This window comes from Roseateles asaccharophilus (assembly GCF_004362405.1).
In the GTDB taxonomy this organism is placed as follows: Bacteria; Pseudomonadota; Gammaproteobacteria; order Burkholderiales; family Burkholderiaceae_C; genus Kinneretia; species Kinneretia asaccharophila.
The window spans coordinates 140,923-161,021 of the sequence record NZ_SNXE01000008.1 but is presented as its reverse complement, the minus strand read 5'-3'; the positions used below and the strand labels follow the sequence as shown (position 1 = coordinate 161,021).

The following is a 20,099-nucleotide window of genomic DNA, read 5'->3' as shown; positions in this document are numbered from 1 at the left end:
TTCCCGAACCATGACCTGGCTGTTGGATCCGCTGTTGTGCTGAGGTCCGGCGGCGAAGTCGGTGTTTGTGCGAGCGTTGGCCAGATTGCTGCCGACCTGGGAGAGGTAGAGCGTGCTGAAGCTGCTGTCGATGAGCTCCAGATCCCCGGAGCTGGCCGCAGCACCGGTGTAGACGTAGGTCTTGCCTCCGCCGAGCTGCGACGTGCTGTTGCCGCTGACGGTCTTGACCTGGCCGCCAGCGGCATTGCCGGCCGCCAGGGCAGAGCCTGCGGACAACACCACATTGCCGCTGCCGTTGTTGATGACCTTGGGCCCCATCACGTCGCCGCTGCCCGTGGTCTGTACCAGCACCCCCACCGTGCCGTTGTTGCCCTGGGCCGTGCCCGCGCCGCTCTGGGTGATCGTCAGGTTGCTGCCGTCCACCGAGCCGGCCGAGCTGGCATCGCTGCCGGCCAACAGCTGGATCACGCCAGCCCCAGTGCCCGCCGTCACGCTGGCAGGACCTTCTGCAGCAATATTGCCCTGTTCTGCTAGGAGCGTGGTGCTCTGGCCCGCAGTGGCACTGTTGCTCAGGCTCACGCCGCTGCGCAGCATGACGGCGGTGCTGCCGTCGGCCGTCTTGCCCTGCACCCGTACGGTACCCGCGGCCCTCAGATCCTTGGCCACATCCACCATGCCCGCCACCGCCTGCAGGCTCACATTGCCCGTGCCGTCCACGCCCACGCTGGAGCTGGTGGGCGCGACATAGCCCTGGGCATTGGCCGCGCCGGGCGTGAGGCTGAAGCGGTCCAGCACCAGATTGCCGCTGGCGCTCTGCACATCGAGGCCGCCACCATTGGGCGCCTTGGCCGAGAGCTGCACGCCGTCGAGATCGCTCACAAAGGCCGTCGTGCTGCTGTCGCCATTGGCGTTGAGGGCCAGGCGCTGCACAGCGGTCAGCACCCTGGAGCCCGCGCTGCCCATGCTGCCGCCCGCGCTGAGCACAGCGGCGGCGGCGCTGATGCGACCGGCCCCGTTGGCCGTGATGTTGCCCACGGCCTCCAGGAAGGCGTTGCTCGTGGTCGCGATGTTGGCGTTCACGGCCAGCGCATTGCCCTTGAGGTTGACCTCACCGCTGCCGCTGCTGATGCCGCTCAGTCCGCTGGCGCTGCCCACCGTCAGCGTGCCGCCCGCGCTCACCACCACCGCGCCGTTGCCCGTGGTGCTGGCCGCCAGCGTCACATCATTGCTCTCGCTCACGAACTGGTTGCCGGCGGAGTTCAGCCCCAGCGTGTCCGCCGCCGTGCTGATCGACTGGCTGCTGCTGCCGATCGTGGTGGCCGCGCTGAGCACCACATCATTGCCGCCCACCGTGCCTGCCGTGCGGCTGATGCTGCCGCTGCTGGCCGTGAGGCTCACATCCCCGGCCCCGGCCCGCACATCGGCCGCCTGCAGCACATGGCGCTGCGCCGTCAGCTGCACATTGCCGCCCGTGGGCTGGGTGTTGATCGCACCGTTGACCACGATGTCGGCCGCCGTGCCGGTGTTGCCGGCTGTGCTCAGGGTCACGGCGCCGTAGTTGCCCGTCACGCTGCCGCTGCCCGAGGCGTTCGGCTTGGTGTTGATGCCCGTGCGGCTCAGCGGCGTGCTGGCCGAGTACAGAATGCCGGCCGTGCCATCAAAGGTCACATCATTGACCAGTGCATTGGTAAAGCTGTCCCCCACCACCAGACCCGCCGTCTGGTTGTTGCTGCCGATGATGTTGAAGCTGCCCGTGGGCGCCATGCCCCCGGCGAGCACGCCCGTCATCAGCGGGTTGTCCTGCAGGCTGCCCACCACCGAGGCCATATTGGTGCGCAGATCCACCCCGCCACCGGCCAGCACCATCAGGTTGGACGCGCCCGCACCCGTGCTGGCACCCAGGGTGTTGTAGACACCGCCCACCTTGTTGGTGATCATGCCGCCGGCCAGCAGGGTCGTCAGCGAACCACTGCCGCCCAGATTGCTGTTGTTGTTGAGCACCATGTCGCGTGCCGCGCCAATGGTCACATTGCCGCTGGAGCTTAGCGTCCCGCTCGGATCCAGCAGCACGTCACGGAAGCCCAGGGCCACCAGATTGCCCGTGCCGGCATTCAAGGCAAAGGCCGAGTCCTTGATGGACTTGGTGTTGACGAAATCATTGGTCACCGGGTTGTTGAAGATGTTCAGGTCGGCCGGATCGCCCACGCCGTAACCCGGCCCCGCCAGCGCATGGCGCGGGCCGCTGAACAGCCGCAGATCGCCGCCGGCCGTCGTGATCGTGGCCGTGCCCCAGCGCGTGTCCCAGCCATTGCCCGTGGTGGAGTTGTTGCCCGTGCCCGTGGCCAGCTGGTTGATCTGGGTGGGTGCGGCCTGCGTGCCGTCCAGATAGCCCGTGGACGACAGCACGCCGCTGGGGTTGAAGGTGTAGAACTGCCCCGACATGTGCAGCCGGCTGTTCGTGCCCGAGACAGGGTTGCCGTAGTAGTTGGCCGCCTGACTCACGTCCACGGGCGTGTCGCCACCGATCGTGGTCGCGGAGGACGCCAGACTCGCACTGAGGCCACCGAAGTTGTAGCTGGCCGTGAAGCTGGTGCCCTTGGACACATAGTCCGGCACGGTGTTCACGCTATTGGTCGTGGTGTAGCCGCCCACCACGTACAGCAGTTGCTGGCCGTTGTTGCCGCCATTGGGGTAGGTGTTGGTGATATTGCCGCTGGGCGCTGCGGTGCTGGTCTTGTAGTACACCTCGGTGCCCACGGGCAGCAGGGTGCCGCTGGCGTAGGCCACGCCGCTGCTGTTGAAGAAGGTGTTGGCCGCCGTCACGCTCCAGCCACCCTGCGTGACGGTGGACTTGATGCGGTAGGGGCTGCCCGAGGCCGTCATCAGGTCCATGGCCGCCGTCGGGCTCACACCCGCGCCCAGCACGATGATGCTGCCCTGGGGCAGCAGGGTGCTGTTCGGGTACAGCGTCCCGTCGGGCCTGAAATAGCTCGTGTTGCTGGCCGGTGTAGTGAAGCCGGCTGCTGCATCGACCACAGCCACTTGACGGAAAGACGGCAGCACCAGGGTGGGCTGGGCCGAGCTCACCCGGATGGCGCCATAGCCGTCGCCGCCTGCCTCGCCGGTGGTGCCGTTGTTGTAGCTGCTGAACACGGTGTTGAGGGTCTGGCTCTGCCAGTTGCCCGTGCTCGTGTCGAGGGTGTTGCCGAACTGCGCATCGGCGCGCAGCGTCAGGCTGGCGGTGTTGCCGGCGCCGCTGCGCGTGAAATTAGCCCCCAGGCTGAGCTCGCCGCGCGCGTTGATCTCGATATTGCCGGTGTCGGTGTTCGCGCCGGAGTTGGCCAGCGTGACGTTGTTGGCCTCGTTCACCACCAGGGTGCTGCCCAGGTTCTTGCTGGTGACGTTGAGGGTGTCGGCGTCGATATTGGCCGCCGAGTTGGCCCCCGTCGTCAGGCTGATGGTGGGCGCCTTGGCCACCTGGCTGCCCATGCGGATGCTGCCGTTGCCGGCGTTCAGCGTGATCGTGTTCTCGGCCGAGAGGTCATTGAAGATACGGATCGCCCCCGTGGCTCCGCTGGCCTGGGTGATGTTGATCGAGCCGGTGCCGTTGTAGTCCTTGACCGTGATCTTGTCGCTGGCATTCTCCAGCTGCAGCCGTGTGTTGCTGAAGTTCTGCAGCGTCAGGTTGGTGAATACACCTGTGCCGCCTGCGCTGTAGTCCGCCTTGGTGTAGCCCAGCCGAGCCGTGAAGTCTGCGGCTGTGGCACCGTTGATGATCTGCAGGTAGGAGTTGAAGCCCAGCGGGCTGGAGGCGGTGCCGTAGAAGCCGGCCGGGGTGTAGCCCTGCACCCGGATCACCGGGTCGTTGTTGAAGCTGACCGAGCCGGCATTGGTGCCGCCCGACACGCCCGTGGTCGGGTTGTAGGTGCCGGCCTGGATGTACAGGTAAAAGGGCAAGGGCCACCAACTGCCCTGCCCCGCGTTGATGTCCGCATTGATCACCACATTGTTGGCGCCGATGTCCACCTGCTCGTAGTTCAGCGGTGTGGCCGGCAGGTTCACCGTGTTGAAGCCATGCAGGTTGAGGTAGCGCGCCCCGCCTTGGCGCTGGGTGTTCACACCGCCGCTGGTGGTGTAGTAGGCGCCCGTGTAGCGGGTTGGGTTGCTCGGGTCCACATAGGGGCCCAGGCTGCTCGGACTGAAGTTCACGCGCTGGCTGCCGCTCACGCCCGTCAGGCCCGAGCTCAGGTCCAGCACGCTGCTCTGGACCATCAGGCTGCTGGGCAGTGTGATGGTGCCGGCGTTGTTATTGTCCCCGCCCATGCCCACGCCGTTGCGCCCGACCTGGTTGAAACTGTAGCGATTCACGCCCAGCTGATCCTGGTACAGCCCCGCCCACAGCCTGAGCGTGAAGGCGTTGAACTTGCCCGCGGGGATGGTGCTGGCGTCGATATTGCGCGCAAACACCTGGTAGCTGCCCGCCCCCGTGATGTCCGTGAAATTGGGGAGCTTCACGTCTCTGAAGCCGGCCAGGTACAGCGAACTCGCCGTGGAGCTGCTGAGCGTTCCTCCCACCCCAATCAAGGTCTGCGCGGCATCAAAGTCCTTGCGCAACAAGGTGTTGCTGCTGTTCACCCCGCTGCGCAAATCAAAACTCGTGCCGGTGATGGTCTTGCCCGCACTGATGTCGATCTCGCCTTTAAGGTTCTGCCAGCCCGTGGGCGTGGTGGTGTTGCCCGCCAGGCTGCCCAGCGGGTTGCCCGCCGCATCGAAGCTGGCTGCCACCAAGCGCACCGATCCCGCGCTGTTGATATTTCCTTGTTGGTTGATCTGGTTGGAAAACACATCCACCGAACCGGCCCTGACATCGCTGCTGGTGGTCACGGTGTCAAAACCGTACAAGCGCAGCGCTCCGGCCGCGCTATTGCTCCAGGCCACATTGCTGCCCGCGATGCTGGTGCGCGCACCGGTGCCCGCGTTGGCGATACCCGAGCGCAGGTCCAGCACGCCGCTGTAGCCCAGCACCGAGCTGCCCAGGGTCAACGCGCCCTGCTTGTTGATCCAGTTGCCGTTGTTGTACTGCCCCAGCGTTGCCCCCGCCGTGCTCTCGAACATGCCGGCGTTGAGCGTCATGTCCGCGGCCGACAGGTTGGTGCCCACCGTGATGTTGCGAGCCTGGACCTCCAGTGTGCCGCTCGGGATGGTCACCGCCGCACTGCCCCCGCGCGCATTGCTCAGGCTCACGTCCTGGAAGCCGCGCAGCCGCACCCAGCCGCCTGGGTTAGCGCCGTTGTTCCAGTTCAGCTGGCTGTCGCTGAAGTTCACCCGCGCTCCGTTGGAGGTGTCCGTGCTGCCCGAGCTGGTGTAGCCCAGCCCAGAGTTCAGCGTCAGGGCGTAGTTGTAAGACAGCACCGCCGCCGGATCCAGGATCACCTGGCCCGTGCCCGTCATCCAACCATTGGCAGGCGTGCCGCCCTTGTAAGCCGCCTCGATGCTGGAGGCGGTGCCGCCACCAAAGTTCTTCATCACATACACATCACGGCCGGCCCGCGCGGTGATGCCGTCCTGGGCCGAGATGTTCTCGTTGATGCGAAGGTCGCGCGTTGCCGTGAGCGTGGTGCGATAGGTGTTGCTGATGCTGGCGTTGAGGATGATGTCCCGGTCGGCCGTCAGGGTCAGATTGCCCACGCTGCCGCTGCCAGAGCCTGCAAAACTGATCGGCGCGTTGAGCGTGATGTCGCCGTTGCCGGCGCCGGCTGTGCCGGTGTTGGTGGTGGTGATCACGACATTGCCGCTGGCTAGCGCGGTGTTGATCACGCCCACATCAATCTGGCTGGCCGCCGCTCCGCTGACCGGGGTGTAGCTGGTCGTCGGCGCGCTGGTGCTGGTGCCAATATTGCTGTTGCTGCCCGAGAAGTTGTCAATCACGATGTCGGCCGGGTCCAGCAGCCACAGCCCTGCCTCCACCTTGACCGCATCGGTCTTGAGCCAGTCGCCCGAGGTCTCAATGAAGCCGCCGCGGCTGCTCAGCTGCGAGCCCGACACGTCTGTGCGCTTGGCCAGCACCCCGGTCTGCAGGTCCCGGCCGATCACGATGTCCCCGCCCTTGTCGTCTTGCGTGCTGTTGGCCAGGATGCTTCCGTCCACCTTGATCAGCCCGCCGTCCGTCAGCAGGCTCACCTCTCCGCCCTGCCCTGCACTCGCATCGATCTTCCCCGACTGCAGCAGGCTCGCCACCGCCTGGTTCACCGCCTGTGCCCTCAGCAGCACCTGCCCGCCTTCGCTGACGATCACCCCTTCCTTGGCATTGCTCACTGCCATGTCCACCGCCGCCGGGCTCAGCGCCAGCCGGATCTTGCCCGTACCGCTCAGCGCGATGCTCACTTGCTCCGCCGCCGCCAGCACCGCCGCGCCGCCCCGCGTCGCAATCTCTCCAGCGTTCTCCACCTTGGCGCCCAGCAGCGCCACGTAGCCTCCGGCTTCGCTTTGCAGCCGTCCCTCGTTGCGCACCCCCGCCTGGCTGCCGTTGCGGCTGAAGTTCAGCCTCCCCGCCATGAAGTCCGCATCGCTGATCCCCAGCGTCGACGCCGTGAAGCTGCTCGCACTCACGCTGCCGTCCTTCCCGAACACCACCCCGTTCGGGTTCACCAGCACCACCTGTCCGTTGGCTTGCACTCGTCCCAGAATCTGCGACGCATCCGCACCCACCACACGGTTGAGCAGCATCGACTGCGCCGTCGGCTGATCAATCTTCACCAGCCCGCCGCTGCCCACGCTGAAGCTCTGCCAGTTCAGCACCGCTCGGTCGCTGCCCTGGACAATCTGCATCTGCCCCGGTGCCACCGTCTGCACCGTCGCCGCACCCTGCGCCAGCTGCGCTCCACTGGGCAGCGCCGGCGCCCCAGCCTGTGCCCAGGCCGCACTCGTCAGCGCCAGCCCCACCGCCACCGCGCCCACATAGCTCCACGCGCCAGACCCAGCGCCAGCCCCGATCCCAACGCCGCTACCACCCGCCCCGCTACCCGCCTTCCCCTGCGTCAGCGCGTGCTCTCCCACCGCCACCAAGGCACCCAGCCGGGTCGAAAAAACAGTCTTGAAGCAATGTGCGTTCATGGAACATCCCCAATTTTTGCTGGGCGCATGGTTCCAGAACGCACTATTTCGGTGTCTTAAGAATTGCTAAATGAAGGCATTGACTGCTCAGTGACTGGCTTCAGCGGGGGCGATCCAACGCGAGCTCGTAGCAAAGCTCAACCTGCTCCAACTGCGTCTTCTCGCAACCACACTGCGCGGCCGACTTGGCAGCTATGTCGTTGTGATAGCCCCATGGAGAACGGTCGCTCTCCATGAACAACCCCAATTTGCAAGGATCCGGCGCTTGCCAACGCAGCTCGCGTGCCTGCCCTCCCCAAGGCGGCCGAGGCAAAGGCTGCGGGGGCTGAGGCTTGGCAGCGTCACCAGCCAGCACATTGCCGGTCAGCACCTCCGGCTCCAAGACATAGTTGATTGCCAAGCCACCGTTGCTGCCATCGCCCAGCCGGTAGCGAACATCCACAGGTTTTCCTGTGCCCACCTCCGGGCTCCTGAAATTGGCTGCCCATCCTTGGAGGCTCAAGGTTTCATTACCAACAAGACCCTCCAGACTGCCCGGCCAGAGCGTCGCGCCAACCGTGCCGTCGTAGACCTTGTCTTGCACCGCCGAGCCCCGCATGCGCAAAGGCCTCGGGCTCACGCTGGCAAGCGCCTGGTAACTGGTTCTGTCCAGCGCATAGTTGCTCCAGCGGCCCGTGCCATCGATGTACTGCAAGTCCGCCGGCAAAATCTCAACCGCTTTGTTCGTGCCTGCGTTTGGATTGCCGAAGCGCCCCTGCCCTGTGAGCTGTAGTGTCTCCGAGCCCACCGTGCCCTCGACACGGCTGGCGCGAACCGCCGTCAACACCGTGCCGTCGTACACCTTGTCCGAGGCTTCGAACTGAGCGCGCAGCACCTTGGGCAGGATGCTGCCCGCCGCTGTTCGCGTGCTGACGGTGTAGTTCGCCCCGCCATTGCCGTCGTTGACCGTGTAGCCGTCTACCTTGAGCGTGCTACCCAAGGCGCCAAGCACATGCGGGCTCAGATAAGACTGGCCCGCCACCACCGTATCATCGGCAAACAAGCCACCGACTTGCACCTTGGCGGCCGAGCGTGTGCTTCCGTCGTAGGTCTTGCTGTCGGTGCTCGCACTCAGCGTGAGCGCAGCGGGGGTGATGCTCAGGCTCGCGCTGGCCGGCACCACGGTGTAGTTGTCTGCCAACTCGGGCTGTGCCAGCACCGCACTGAAGTCGTAGCGGCCCACATTGCGGGCATTCTGACCCGGCCCCCACAGCCGTACACCACCCAGCGATGCCAGCGTGTCTCCGTTGACCAGTCCCGTAGCACTCACATTGCCATTGCCAAGAAGTACCGTGGGCTTGCCGTCATAGACCTTGCTGACATCATTAACCTGCAACACCAGAGGCGCTGCGTTGACCAGATAGCTCATGGCTTGGGTGGTGACTCCCAGAAAGTTGCCCAGCGACAGCGAGGTGCCGCTGTTGATGTTCGTGACCGCATCGGCGTAAACGCCTCTGGCGGAGAGTGCGGAGGCTCCGGTCAGGGTGGGCGTTACCCTCAGCTCGGCGCCCAAACCGTCGGCAAAAAAGTAGGTGCCGCCCAGAGCACGGGCCAGGCTCATACGAATGATGGTTCGTCCATCAGCAGCGAGGTAGCGCACATTGCCAGTATCGAGGGCTGGCGTGGTGTCACCCAACAGGCCATAGCTTGTCGCCACATCCTTCATCGGAACCAGCACGGTCTGTGCTGGCACGATCGTGAACTGACGTCCGGGAATCGTGGAAATGTTGTAGTTGCGTGCCCATCCGGCACTCGCCTCCGAGATCAGATACTGACCTGCAATCTCGCCAGGGGCCCGAACCAAGCCAGGCAGACTGATCTGTGACGGATCGCCCGCAAGTGCCGCCGTATCCCCGTTACGCCAGCCGCTGAGCAAACCCGTGAGTTGCGGGTCCGCTTCCGTAAGAAGCTTCATATGAGCCGTTGGCAAATAGCTCAGCGAGGCCTTGTCAATCGTGAGCGTGCCGGGCGTCGCCGACCATCGGATGTCGTAATTCAGAGAACTGCCGCCCTCGCCCACGATGGCATAAAGACCCGCATCCGCAGTGCGCCCCCCTGTCTGGTAGCCCGCCGTGCTGAGCAGCACGCCGGATACCGCAGCGTCGATCAGACTCTCGCCAGGAATGAAGCCACTCGCCGTGTAATCCAGGGCACGGATTTGGCCGTAGGTGGTTCTCGCGTCCTGCGGCGTGAGCGTCAGCGTACGCTTAAGGATGTTGGCCAGGGTTTGCATGGAGCCGCTGCTCGTGAGGCGATAGTTGCTCCAATCGCCACTGCCATTGCTCAAGGAGAGCGTGGACACATCGGACACAGTCACCGTCTTGCTCGTCCCGGCATTCTTGGTATCGAACAGGCCGCTGCCGAAGATATTCAGCGTTTCACCGGCAACCACGTCGTCGAACAGCCCGCCGGTGATGCTGGCGCTTCGATTGCCGTCATAGGCTTTGTCAGCGGCTGTGAGCCCTAGCAGCTGGATAGGACGTGGGAAGACAGTCAACGGGCCATTGCTGATGGTGATGTCGTAGTTGCCGACATCCGCCCCTGAAACCGTCAGTGCCGACACATAGCTGCCTGCATTGCGAGCACTGGCCAGTCCGGCAATCTGCACATCATCGCCGGCAAAGAAGCCTGACTTCGTGGGCGCGTCCTGCCCCTGCATCTGGCCGTTGTAGATACGTTCTGTCGTAGTGGCCACGATGCTGGCACTTGCCTTGCCGATGGTCAGAGATCCATCCACAAAACTCAACTCATAGTTGGCATCGGCACCAGCAGCGCGATGGGCGTATTGGCCTACGTTTTTGCCGACACCTCCGCTGGTGCTCACGCCGGTCAACACCGACTCCGTCTCGCCACCAACCAGACCGCTTGCAGTGAAGCCGCTGACCGACTGCAGTTGGCCGTTGTAGCTGCGCTGAGCGCTGTTGGCTCGCACCACAGCGGATGCCTTTTGTATGACGCCTGTATCTACACTGCGTCGCTCAACAATGTAGTTGGCACCTGCTGCGCCATCGGAAATCACGTAGCCGGGATTCACCTGCAAGGTCTTTCCTGTCCCAGCGTTCTTGTCCAGATAGGACTGGCTCAGCAGTTGGATGGTGTCACCGGCCAGTAATCCCTGGACAGCGACAGGCGTCGAAGAAGATGCATTACCGTCGTAGACCTTGCTCGTGGCAACCGCCTGCAAGATCAGGGAGGCTGGCGTGATGTTCAGGTCAGTGTTGAGGTAGCTGATGTTGTAGTTGCTGAGCCCAGCCCCCGCAGCGCTGAGGCTGGAGGTGTAGCGCCCCGCGTTGCGCCCACTTGCAAAACCGGTGACCGTGAAGCTTGTACCAGCCAGGAAGCCACTGCTGCTGAAACTGTCCTGAGACTGTGTCTGGGCGTTGTAGACCAGCGTCCTGTCGCTGGCACGTATCTGGGCCGCCTTCGGGTCGACAAACAAACTGGCAGTGGGACTGGACGGTGTGCTGTCAACCAGCTGATAACGATTGCCGCTGAGCGTGTAGCCGTAGGCCAGGACGCCACCGCCGCCATCGCGCAACACTTGCCGCGGCGTCCCATTCGCAGCCGGATCCTGGACGGTCAGGTCATCAATGATGGCGTCGCGGGTGACTTGATAGCTGTTGGCGCCTGCGACCACGGTCTCGACGATGGCGTTGCTGCCACTGCGATTGGCTGCTTTCAAGGCATCCTTGACGGTCGTGGCACTGGGATCGGCGTCGCCATAGGTGATACGCACGCTGGCAGCATTGAGCCGGTCGGTCAGTGTCAGTTGCTCCCGAACCATGACCTGGCTGTTGGATCCGCTGTTGTGCTGAGGTCCGGCGGCGAAGTCGGTGTTTGTGCGAGCGTTGGCCAGATTGCTGCCGACCTGGGAGAGGTAGAGCGTGCTGAAGCTGCTGTCGATGAGCTCCAGATCCCCGGAGCTGGCCGCAGCACCGGTGTAGACGTAGGTCTTGCCTCCGCCGAGCTGCGACGTGCTGTTGCCGCTGACGGTCTTGACCTGGCCGCCAGCGGCATTGCCGGCCGCCAGGGCAGAGCCTGCGGACAACACCACATTGCCGCTGCCGTTGTTGATGACCTTGGGCCCCATCACGTCGCCGCTGCCCGTGGTCTGTACCAGCACCCCCACCGTGCCGTTGTTGCCCTGGGCCGTGCCCGCGCCGCTCTGGGTGATCGTCAGGTTGCTGCCGTCCACCGAGCCGGCCGAGCTGGCATCGCTGCCGGCCAACAGCTGGATCACGCCAGCCCCAGTGCCCGCCGTCACGCTGGCAGGACCTTCTGCAGCAATATTGCCCTGTTCTGCTAGGAGCGTGGTGCTCTGGCCCGCAGTGGCACTGTTGCTCAGGCTCACGCCGCTGCGCAGCATGACGGCGGTGCTGCCGTCGGCCGTCTTGCCCTGCACCCGTACGGTACCCGCGGCCCTCAGATCCTTGGCCACATCCACCATGCCCGCCACCGCCTGCAGGCTCACATTGCCCGTGCCGTCCACGCCCACGCTGGAGCTGGTGGGCGCGACATAGCCCTGGGCATTGGCCGCGCCGGGCGTGAGGCTGAAGCGGTCCAGCACCAGATTGCCGCTGGCGCTCTGCACATCGAGGCCGCCACCATTGGGCGCCTTGGCCGAGAGCTGCACGCCGTCGAGATCGCTCACAAAGGCCGTCGTGCTGCTGTCGCCATTGGCGTTGAGGGCCAGGCGCTGCACAGCGGTCAGCACCCTGGAGCCCGCGCTGCCCATGCTGCCGCCCGCGCTGAGCACAGCGGCGGCGGCGCTGATGCGACCGGCCCCGTTGGCCGTGATGTTGCCCACGGCCTCCAGGAAGGCGTTGCTCGTGGTCGCGATGTTGGCGTTCACGGCCAGCGCATTGCCCTTGAGGTTGACCTCACCGCTGCCGCTGCTGATGCCGCTCAGTCCGCTGGCGCTGCCCACCGTCAGCGTGCCGCCCGCGCTCACCACCACCGCGCCGTTGCCCGTGGTGCTGGCCGCCAGCGTCACATCATTGCTCTCGCTCACGAACTGGTTGCCGGCGGAGTTCAGCCCCAGCGTGTCCGCCGCCGTGCTGATCGACTGGCTGCTGCTGCCGATCGTGGTGGCCGCGCTGAGCACCACATCATTGCCGCCCACCGTGCCTGCCGTGCGGCTGATGCTGCCGCTGCTGGCCGTGAGGCTCACATCCCCGGCCCCGGCCCGCACATCGGCCGCCTGCAGCACATGGCGCTGCGCCGTCAGCTGCACATTGCCGCCCGTGGGCTGGGTGTTGATCGCACCGTTGACCACGATGTCGGCCGCCGTGCCGGTGTTGCCGGCTGTGCTCAGGGTCACGGCGCCGTAGTTGCCCGTCACGCTGCCGCTGCCCGAGGCGTTCGGCTTGGTGTTGATGCCCGTGCGGCTCAGCGGCGTGCTGGCCGAGTACAGAATGCCGGCCGTGCCATCAAAGGTCACATCATTGACCAGTGCATTGGTAAAGCTGTCCCCCACCACCAGACCCGCCGTCTGGTTGTTGCTGCCGATGATGTTGAAGCTGCCCGTGGGCGCCATGCCCCCGGCGAGCACGCCCGTCATCAGCGGGTTGTCCTGCAGGCTGCCCACCACCGAGGCCATATTGGTGCGCAGATCCACCCCGCCACCGGCCAGCACCATCAGGTTGGACGCGCCCGCACCCGTGCTGGCACCCAGGGTGTTGTAGACACCGCCCACCTTGTTGGTGATCATGCCGCCGGCCAGCAGGGTCGTCAGCGAACCACTGCCGCCCAGATTGCTGTTGTTGTTGAGCACCATGTCGCGTGCCGCGCCAATGGTCACATTGCCGCTGGAGCTTAGCGTCCCGCTCGGATCCAGCAGCACGTCACGGAAGCCCAGGGCCACCAGATTGCCCGTGCCGGCATTCAAGGCAAAGGCCGAGTCCTTGATGGACTTGGTGTTGACGAAATCATTGGTCACCGGGTTGTTGAAGATGTTCAGGTCGGCCGGATCGCCCACGCCGTAACCCGGCCCCGCCAGCGCATGGCGCGGGCCGCTGAACAGCCGCAGATCGCCGCCGGCCGTCGTGATCGTGGCCGTGCCCCAGCGCGTGTCCCAGCCATTGCCCGTGGTGGAGTTGTTGCCCGTGCCCGTGGCCAGCTGGTTGATCTGGGTGGGTGCGGCCTGCGTGCCGTCCAGATAGCCCGTGGACGACAGCACGCCGCTGGGGTTGAAGGTGTAGAACTGCCCCGACATGTGCAGCCGGCTGTTCGTGCCCGAGACAGGGTTGCCGTAGTAGTTGGCCGCCTGACTCACGTCCACGGGCGTGTCGCCACCGATCGTGGTCGCGGAGGACGCCAGACTCGCACTGAGGCCACCGAAGTTGTAGCTGGCCGTGAAGCTGGTGCCCTTGGACACATAGTCCGGCACGGTGTTCACGCTATTGGTCGTGGTGTAGCCGCCCACCACGTACAGCAGTTGCTGGCCGTTGTTGCCGCCATTGGGGTAGGTGTTGGTGATATTGCCGCTGGGCGCTGCGGTGCTGGTCTTGTAGTACACCTCGGTGCCCACGGGCAGCAGGGTGCCGCTGGCGTAGGCCACGCCGCTGCTGTTGAAGAAGGTGTTGGCCGCCGTCACGCTCCAGCCACCCTGCGTGACGGTGGACTTGATGCGGTAGGGGCTGCCCGAGGCCGTCATCAGGTCCATGGCCGCCGTCGGGCTCACACCCGCGCCCAGCACGATGATGCTGCCCTGGGGCAGCAGGGTGCTGTTCGGGTACAGCGTCCCGTCGGGCCTGAAATAGCTCGTGTTGCTGGCCGGTGTAGTGAAGCCGGCTGCTGCATCGACCACAGCCACTTGACGGAAAGACGGCAGCACCAGGGTGGGCTGGGCCGAGCTCACCCGGATGGCGCCATAGCCGTCGCCGCCTGCCTCGCCGGTGGTGCCGTTGTTGTAGCTGCTGAACACGGTGTTGAGGGTCTGGCTCTGCCAGTTGCCCGTGCTCGTGTCGAGGGTGTTGCCGAACTGCGCATCGGCGCGCAGCGTCAGGCTGGCGGTGTTGCCGGCGCCGCTGCGCGTGAAATTAGCCCCCAGGCTGAGCTCGCCGCGCGCGTTGATCTCGATATTGCCGGTGTCGGTGTTCGCGCCGGAGTTGGCCAGCGTGACGTTGTTGGCCTCGTTCACCACCAGGGTGCTGCCCAGGTTCTTGCTGGTGACGTTGAGGGTGTCGGCGTCGATATTGGCCGCCGAGTTGGCCCCCGTCGTCAGGCTGATGGTGGGCGCCTTGGCCACCTGGCTGCCCATGCGGATGCTGCCGTTGCCGGCGTTCAGCGTGATCGTGTTCTCGGCCGAGAGGTCATTGAAGATACGGATCGCCCCCGTGGCTCCGCTGGCCTGGGTGATGTTGATCGAGCCGGTGCCGTTGTAGTCCTTGACCGTGATCTTGTCGCTGGCATTCTCCAGCTGCAGCCGTGTGTTGCTGAAGTTCTGCAGCGTCAGGTTGGTGAATACACCTGTGCCGCCTGCGCTGTAGTCCGCCTTGGTGTAGCCCAGCCGAGCCGTGAAGTCTGCGGCTGTGGCACCGTTGATGATCTGCAGGTAGGAGTTGAAGCCCAGCGGGCTGGAGGCGGTGCCGTAGAAGCCGGCCGGGGTGTAGCCCTGCACCCGGATCACCGGGTCGTTGTTGAAGCTGACCGAGCCGGCATTGGTGCCGCCCGACACGCCCGTGGTCGGGTTGTAGGTGCCGGCCTGGATGTACAGGTAAAAGGGCAAGGGCCACCAACTGCCCTGCCCCGCGTTGATGTCCGCATTGATCACCACATTGTTGGCGCCGATGTCCACCTGCTCGTAGTTCAGCGGTGTGGCCGGCAGGTTCACCGTGTTGAAGCCATGCAGGTTGAGGTAGCGCGCCCCGCCTTGGCGCTGGGTGTTCACACCGCCGCTGGTGGTGTAGTAGGCGCCCGTGTAGCGGGTTGGGTTGCTCGGGTCCACATAGGGGCCCAGGCTGCTCGGACTGAAGTTCACGCGCTGGCTGCCGCTCACGCCCGTCAGGCCCGAGCTCAGGTCCAGCACGCTGCTCTGGACCATCAGGCTGCTGGGCAGTGTGATGGTGCCGGCGTTGTTATTGTCCCCGCCCATGCCCACGCCGTTGCGCCCGACCTGGTTGAAACTGTAGCGATTCACGCCCAGCTGATCCTGGTACAGCCCCGCCCACAGCCTGAGCGTGAAGGCGTTGAACTTGCCCGCGGGGATGGTGCTGGCGTCGATATTGCGCGCAAACACCTGGTAGCTGCCCGCCCCCGTGATGTCCGTGAAATTGGGGAGCTTCACGTCTCTGAAGCCGGCCAGGTACAGCGAACTCGCCGTGGAGCTGCTGAGCGTTCCTCCCACCCCAATCAAGGTCTGCGCGGCATCAAAGTCCTTGCGCAACAAGGTGTTGCTGCTGTTCACCCCGCTGCGCAAATCAAAACTCGTGCCGGTGATGGTCTTGCCCGCACTGATGTCGATCTCGCCTTTAAGGTTCTGCCAGCCCGTGGGCGTGGTGGTGTTGCCCGCCAGGCTGCCCAGCGGGTTGCCCGCCGCATCGAAGCTGGCTGCCACCAAGCGCACCGATCCCGCGCTGTTGATATTTCCTTGTTGGTTGATCTGGTTGGAAAACACATCCACCGAACCGGCCCTGACATCGCTGCTGGTGGTCACGGTGTCAAAACCGTACAAGCGCAGCGCTCCGGCCGCGCTATTGCTCCAGGCCACATTGCTGCCCGCGATGCTGGTGCGCGCACCGGTGCCCGCGTTGGCGATACCCGAGCGCAGGTCCAGCACGCCGCTGTAGCCCAGCACCGAGCTGCCCAGGGTCAACGCGCCCTGCTTGTTGATCCAGTTGCCGTTGTTGTACTGCCCCAGCGTTGCCCCCGCCGTGCTCTCGAACATGCCGGCGTTGAGCGTCATGTCCGCGGCCGACAGGTTGGTGCCCACCGTGATGTTGCGAGCCTGGACCTCCAGTGTGCCGCTCGGGATGGTCACCGCCGCACTGCCCCCGCGCGCATTGCTCAGGCTCACGTCCTGGAAGCCGCGCAGCCGCACCCAGCCGCCTGGGTTAGCGCCGTTGTTCCAGTTCAGCTGGCTGTCGCTGAAGTTCACCCGCGCTCCGTTGGAGGTGTCCGTGCTGCCCGAGCTGGTGTAGCCCAGCCCAGAGTTCAGCGTCAGGGCGTAGTTGTAAGACAGCACCGCCGCCGGATCCAGGATCACCTGGCCCGTGCCCGTCATCCAACCATTGGCAGGCGTGCCGCCCTTGTAAGCCGCCTCGATGCTGGAGGCGGTGCCGCCACCAAAGTTCTTCATCACATACACATCACGGCCGGCCCGCGCGGTGATGCCGTCCTGGGCCGAGATGTTCTCGTTGATGCGAAGGTCGCGCGTTGCCGTGAGCGTGGTGCGATAGGTGTTGCTGATGCTGGCGTTGAGGATGATGTCCCGGTCGGCCGTCAGGGTCAGATTGCCCACGCTGCCGCTGCCAGAGCCTGCAAAACTGATCGGCGCGTTGAGCGTGATGTCGCCGTTGCCGGCGCCGGCTGTGCCGGTGTTGGTGGTGGTGATCACGACATTGCCGCTGGCTAGCGCGGTGTTGATCACGCCCACATCAATCTGGCTGGCCGCCGCTCCGCTGACCGGGGTGTAGCTGGTCGTCGGCGCGCTGGTGCTGGTGCCAATATTGCTGTTGCTGCCCGAGAAGTTGTCAATCACGATGTCGGCCGGGTCCAGCAGCCACAGCCCTGCCTCCACCTTGACCGCATCGGTCTTGAGCCAGTCGCCCGAGGTCTCAATGAAGCCGCCGCGGCTGCTCAGCTGCGAGCCCGACACGTCTGTGCGCTTGGCCAGCACCCCGGTCTGCAGGTCCCGGCCGATCACGATGTCCCCGCCCTTGTCGTCTTGCGTGCTGTTGGCCAGGATGCTTCCGTCCACCTTGATCAGCCCGCCGTCCGTCAGCAGGCTCACCTCTCCGCCCTGCCCTGCACTCGCATCGATCTTCCCCGACTGCAGCAGGCTCGCCACCGCCTGGTTCACCGCCTGTGCCCTCAGCAGCACCTGCCCGCCTTCGCTGACGATCACCCCTTCCTTGGCATTGCTCACTGCCATGTCCACCGCCGCCGGGCTCAGCGCCAGCCGGATCTTGCCCGTACCGCTCAGCGCGATGCTCACTTGCTCCGCCGCCGCCAGCACCGCCGCGCCGCCCCGCGTCGCAATCTCTCCAGCGTTCTCCACCTTGGCGCCCAGCAGCGCCACGTAGCCTCCGGCTTCGCTTTGCAGCCGTCCCTCGTTGCGCACCCCCGCCTGGCTGCCGTTGCGGCTGAAGTTCAGCCTCCCCGCCATGAAGTCCGCATCGCTGATCCCCAGCGTCGACGCCGTGAAGCTGCTCGCACTCACGCTGCCGTCCTTCCCGAACACCACCCCGTTCGGGTTCACCAGCACCACCTGTCCGTTGGCTTGCACTCGTCCCAGAATCTGCGACGCATCCGCACCCACCACACGGTTGAGCAGCATCGACTGCGCCGTCGGCTGATCAATCTTCACCAGCCCGCCGCTGCCCACGCTGAAGCTCTGCCAGTTCAGCACCGCTCGGTCGCTGCCCTGGACAATCTGCATCTGCCCCGGTGCCACCGTCTGCACCGTCGCCGCACCCTGCGCCAGCTGCGCTCCACTGGGCAGCGCCGGCGCCCCAGCCTGTGCCCAGGCCGCACTCGTCAGCGCCAGCCCCACCGCCACCGCGCCCACATAGCTCCACGCGCCAGACCCAGCGCCAGCCCCGATCCCAACGCCGCTACCACCCGCCCCGCTACCCGCCTTCCCCTGCGTCAGCGCGTGCTCTCCCACCGCCACCAAGGCACCCAGCCGGGTCGAAAAAACAGTCTTGAAGCAATGTGCGTTCATGAGCTCACACTCACCTTCACAGATGAAACTGGCCGATCTCAGATTTGGATCATTTTTATCATTTAAATCTTTTTCATGGGGATTCACGGTCTATTGCGTCGTGAAAAAAGACGCAAGCAATTGGCCAGCGCTGCACCAGTGGCCCGCTTAGCGTATGCGTGCAAGGCCTTAGGGCCTTGGAAGACGGGGCGGGCATTTCACATCCTGATCGCAGGCAGCCTTCGGACTGCAAGCCCAACGCAAGAAGGAACAGCGCTACCTGAACCGGCCCGGCGCGTGCACGCGTGCTGGGGACAAGACACACGCCCAGCAAGCAGGGACAGCAGTGCCGCAGCCCGGCTGACAGACCGTTGATTGCGGCGAAGGCGCAACAATGAAAAGTCGGCCCTGATGCTGGGCGAGGTCTCCCGACCCGCTCAGCGAAAGTCAATCGCGTACAGGCCGCTCATCGGCAAGCGGCAGCGCTTTAGCAGATGTCCCATCAGCAAGCCACAGACGCTAGAAAACGCCGGCCCGCCAGCACCGCTCAGGGCAGGCGCAGCAGCTCGAAGGGCCCGCGGCCGCTGGCCGCGGTGATCAGGCCCAGCACCCGGGCCGGCTCATTGCCACCGGCCACATCCAGCATCTCCCAGCTGAAGCGCCAGCCCCAGTTGCCGCCCAGCACGCCGGGCACATTCATGCGGTGCTCGCTGCCCAGACCCAGCACATCCTGCAGGGGGAAGACCGCCATGCTGGCCACCGAGTTGCAGCAGGCGCGGATCAGGGCCCAATGCACATCGTGCTCGCCGCAGGCCAAGTAGGAGCCGGCAAAGGCCCGCTCACGGGCGCTGGCGGCATTCCACCAGCCGCGGGCCGTGTCGTTGTCATGCGTGCCGGTGTAGGCCACGCTGGCGCGCGGCCACATATGCGGCAGAAACTCATGCGAGCCATCGCCGCCAAAGCCGAACTGCAGGATCTTCATGCCGGGAAAGCCGCAGGCATCACGCAGGGCATGCACATCCTCGGTGATGAAGCCCAGGTCCTCGGCCACGATGGGCAGGCGGCCCAGGGCCTGCTCGATGGCGTCGAACAAGGCCTTGCCCGGACCCGGCAGCCAGCGGCCGACCTTGGCATCCATGCGCTCGCCGGGGATCTCGTAATATCCCGCAAAGCCGCGGAAATGGTCGATGCGGAACACATCGGCCTGCACCAGGGCGCGGCGCACGCGCGCCGTCCACCAGGCATAGTTCTCGGCCGCCATGCGGTCCCAGCGGTAGAGCGGGTTGCCCCAGCGCTGGCCCTCGGCCGACATGGCATCGGGCGGCACGCCGGCCACCACCGTGGTGCGGAAGTGCTCGTCCAGATGGTAGAGCTCGGGGCGCGACCAGCAGTCCGCGCTGTCATGGGCCACGAAGATGGGCAGGTCGCCCATCAGGCGCACGCCGCGCTCATTGGCATAGGCCTTGAGCGCGCGGATCTGCACATCGAACTGCCACTGCACGAACTGCCAGAAGGCGATTTCGTCCGCATAGCTCTGGCGGGCGGCCTGCAGGGCCGCGGCCTCGCGCCGCGCCAGGGCCGGGCTCCACTCCCACCAGGGCTGGCCCTTGAGCGGCGAGCGGATGGCCATGAAGAGCGCATAGTCGGCCAGCCAGTCGGACTCGGCGTCGCACCAGGCAGCGAAGGCCTGGCGGTCGGCCGCGCTGGCGCGGGCCAAGAAGCCGGCCGCCGCCGCGCGCAGCTGCTGCTCGCGCCAGGGGCAGACGCGACCATAGTCCACCTTCAGGGCCTCGAAGTCCGGCAGCGCCGGCTGGCTCAGCCAGCCCTTCTCGATCAGGGGCTCCAGGGCCACCAGCCAGGGATTGCCGGCAAAGGCCGAGACGCCCTGGTAGGGGCTGTCGCCCGGGCCGATGGGCGTGGTGGGCAGCATCTGCCACAGGCCCTGGCCGGCGCTGGCCAGCCAGTCCACGAAACGGTAGGCCGCGGGGCCGAAGTCGCCGGCGCCATGCGGGCCGGGCAGCGAGGTCGGGTGCAGCAGCACGCCGGCGGTGCGTTGGTTCAGGTCCATGTCTTGACTCGTCTG

At 65.5% G+C, this 20,099-nt stretch carries 3 protein-coding genes; all 3 read right to left on the bottom strand.

The genetic code is table 11. The annotated features are described in order from the left end of the window. A partial coding sequence (locus DFR39_RS16160) for a two-partner secretion domain-containing protein (protein ID WP_133604931.1) occupies positions 1-7,113 on the bottom strand: 7,113 nt, incomplete at its 3' end. A gap of 100 nt (positions 7,114-7,213) precedes the next feature. Then, positions 7,214-18,037: a YDG domain-containing protein gene (locus DFR39_RS16155; RefSeq protein WP_133604812.1), complete on the bottom strand. Its 10,824-nt coding sequence runs from the start codon at positions 18,035-18,037 to the stop codon at positions 7,214-7,216. A gap of 526 nt (positions 18,038-18,563) precedes the next feature. After that, positions 18,564-20,084: a 4-alpha-glucanotransferase gene (gene malQ / locus DFR39_RS16150; protein WP_133604810.1), complete on the bottom strand. Its 1,521-nt coding sequence runs from the start codon at positions 20,082-20,084 to the stop codon at positions 18,564-18,566. Positions 20,085-20,099 lie beyond the last annotated feature (15 nt).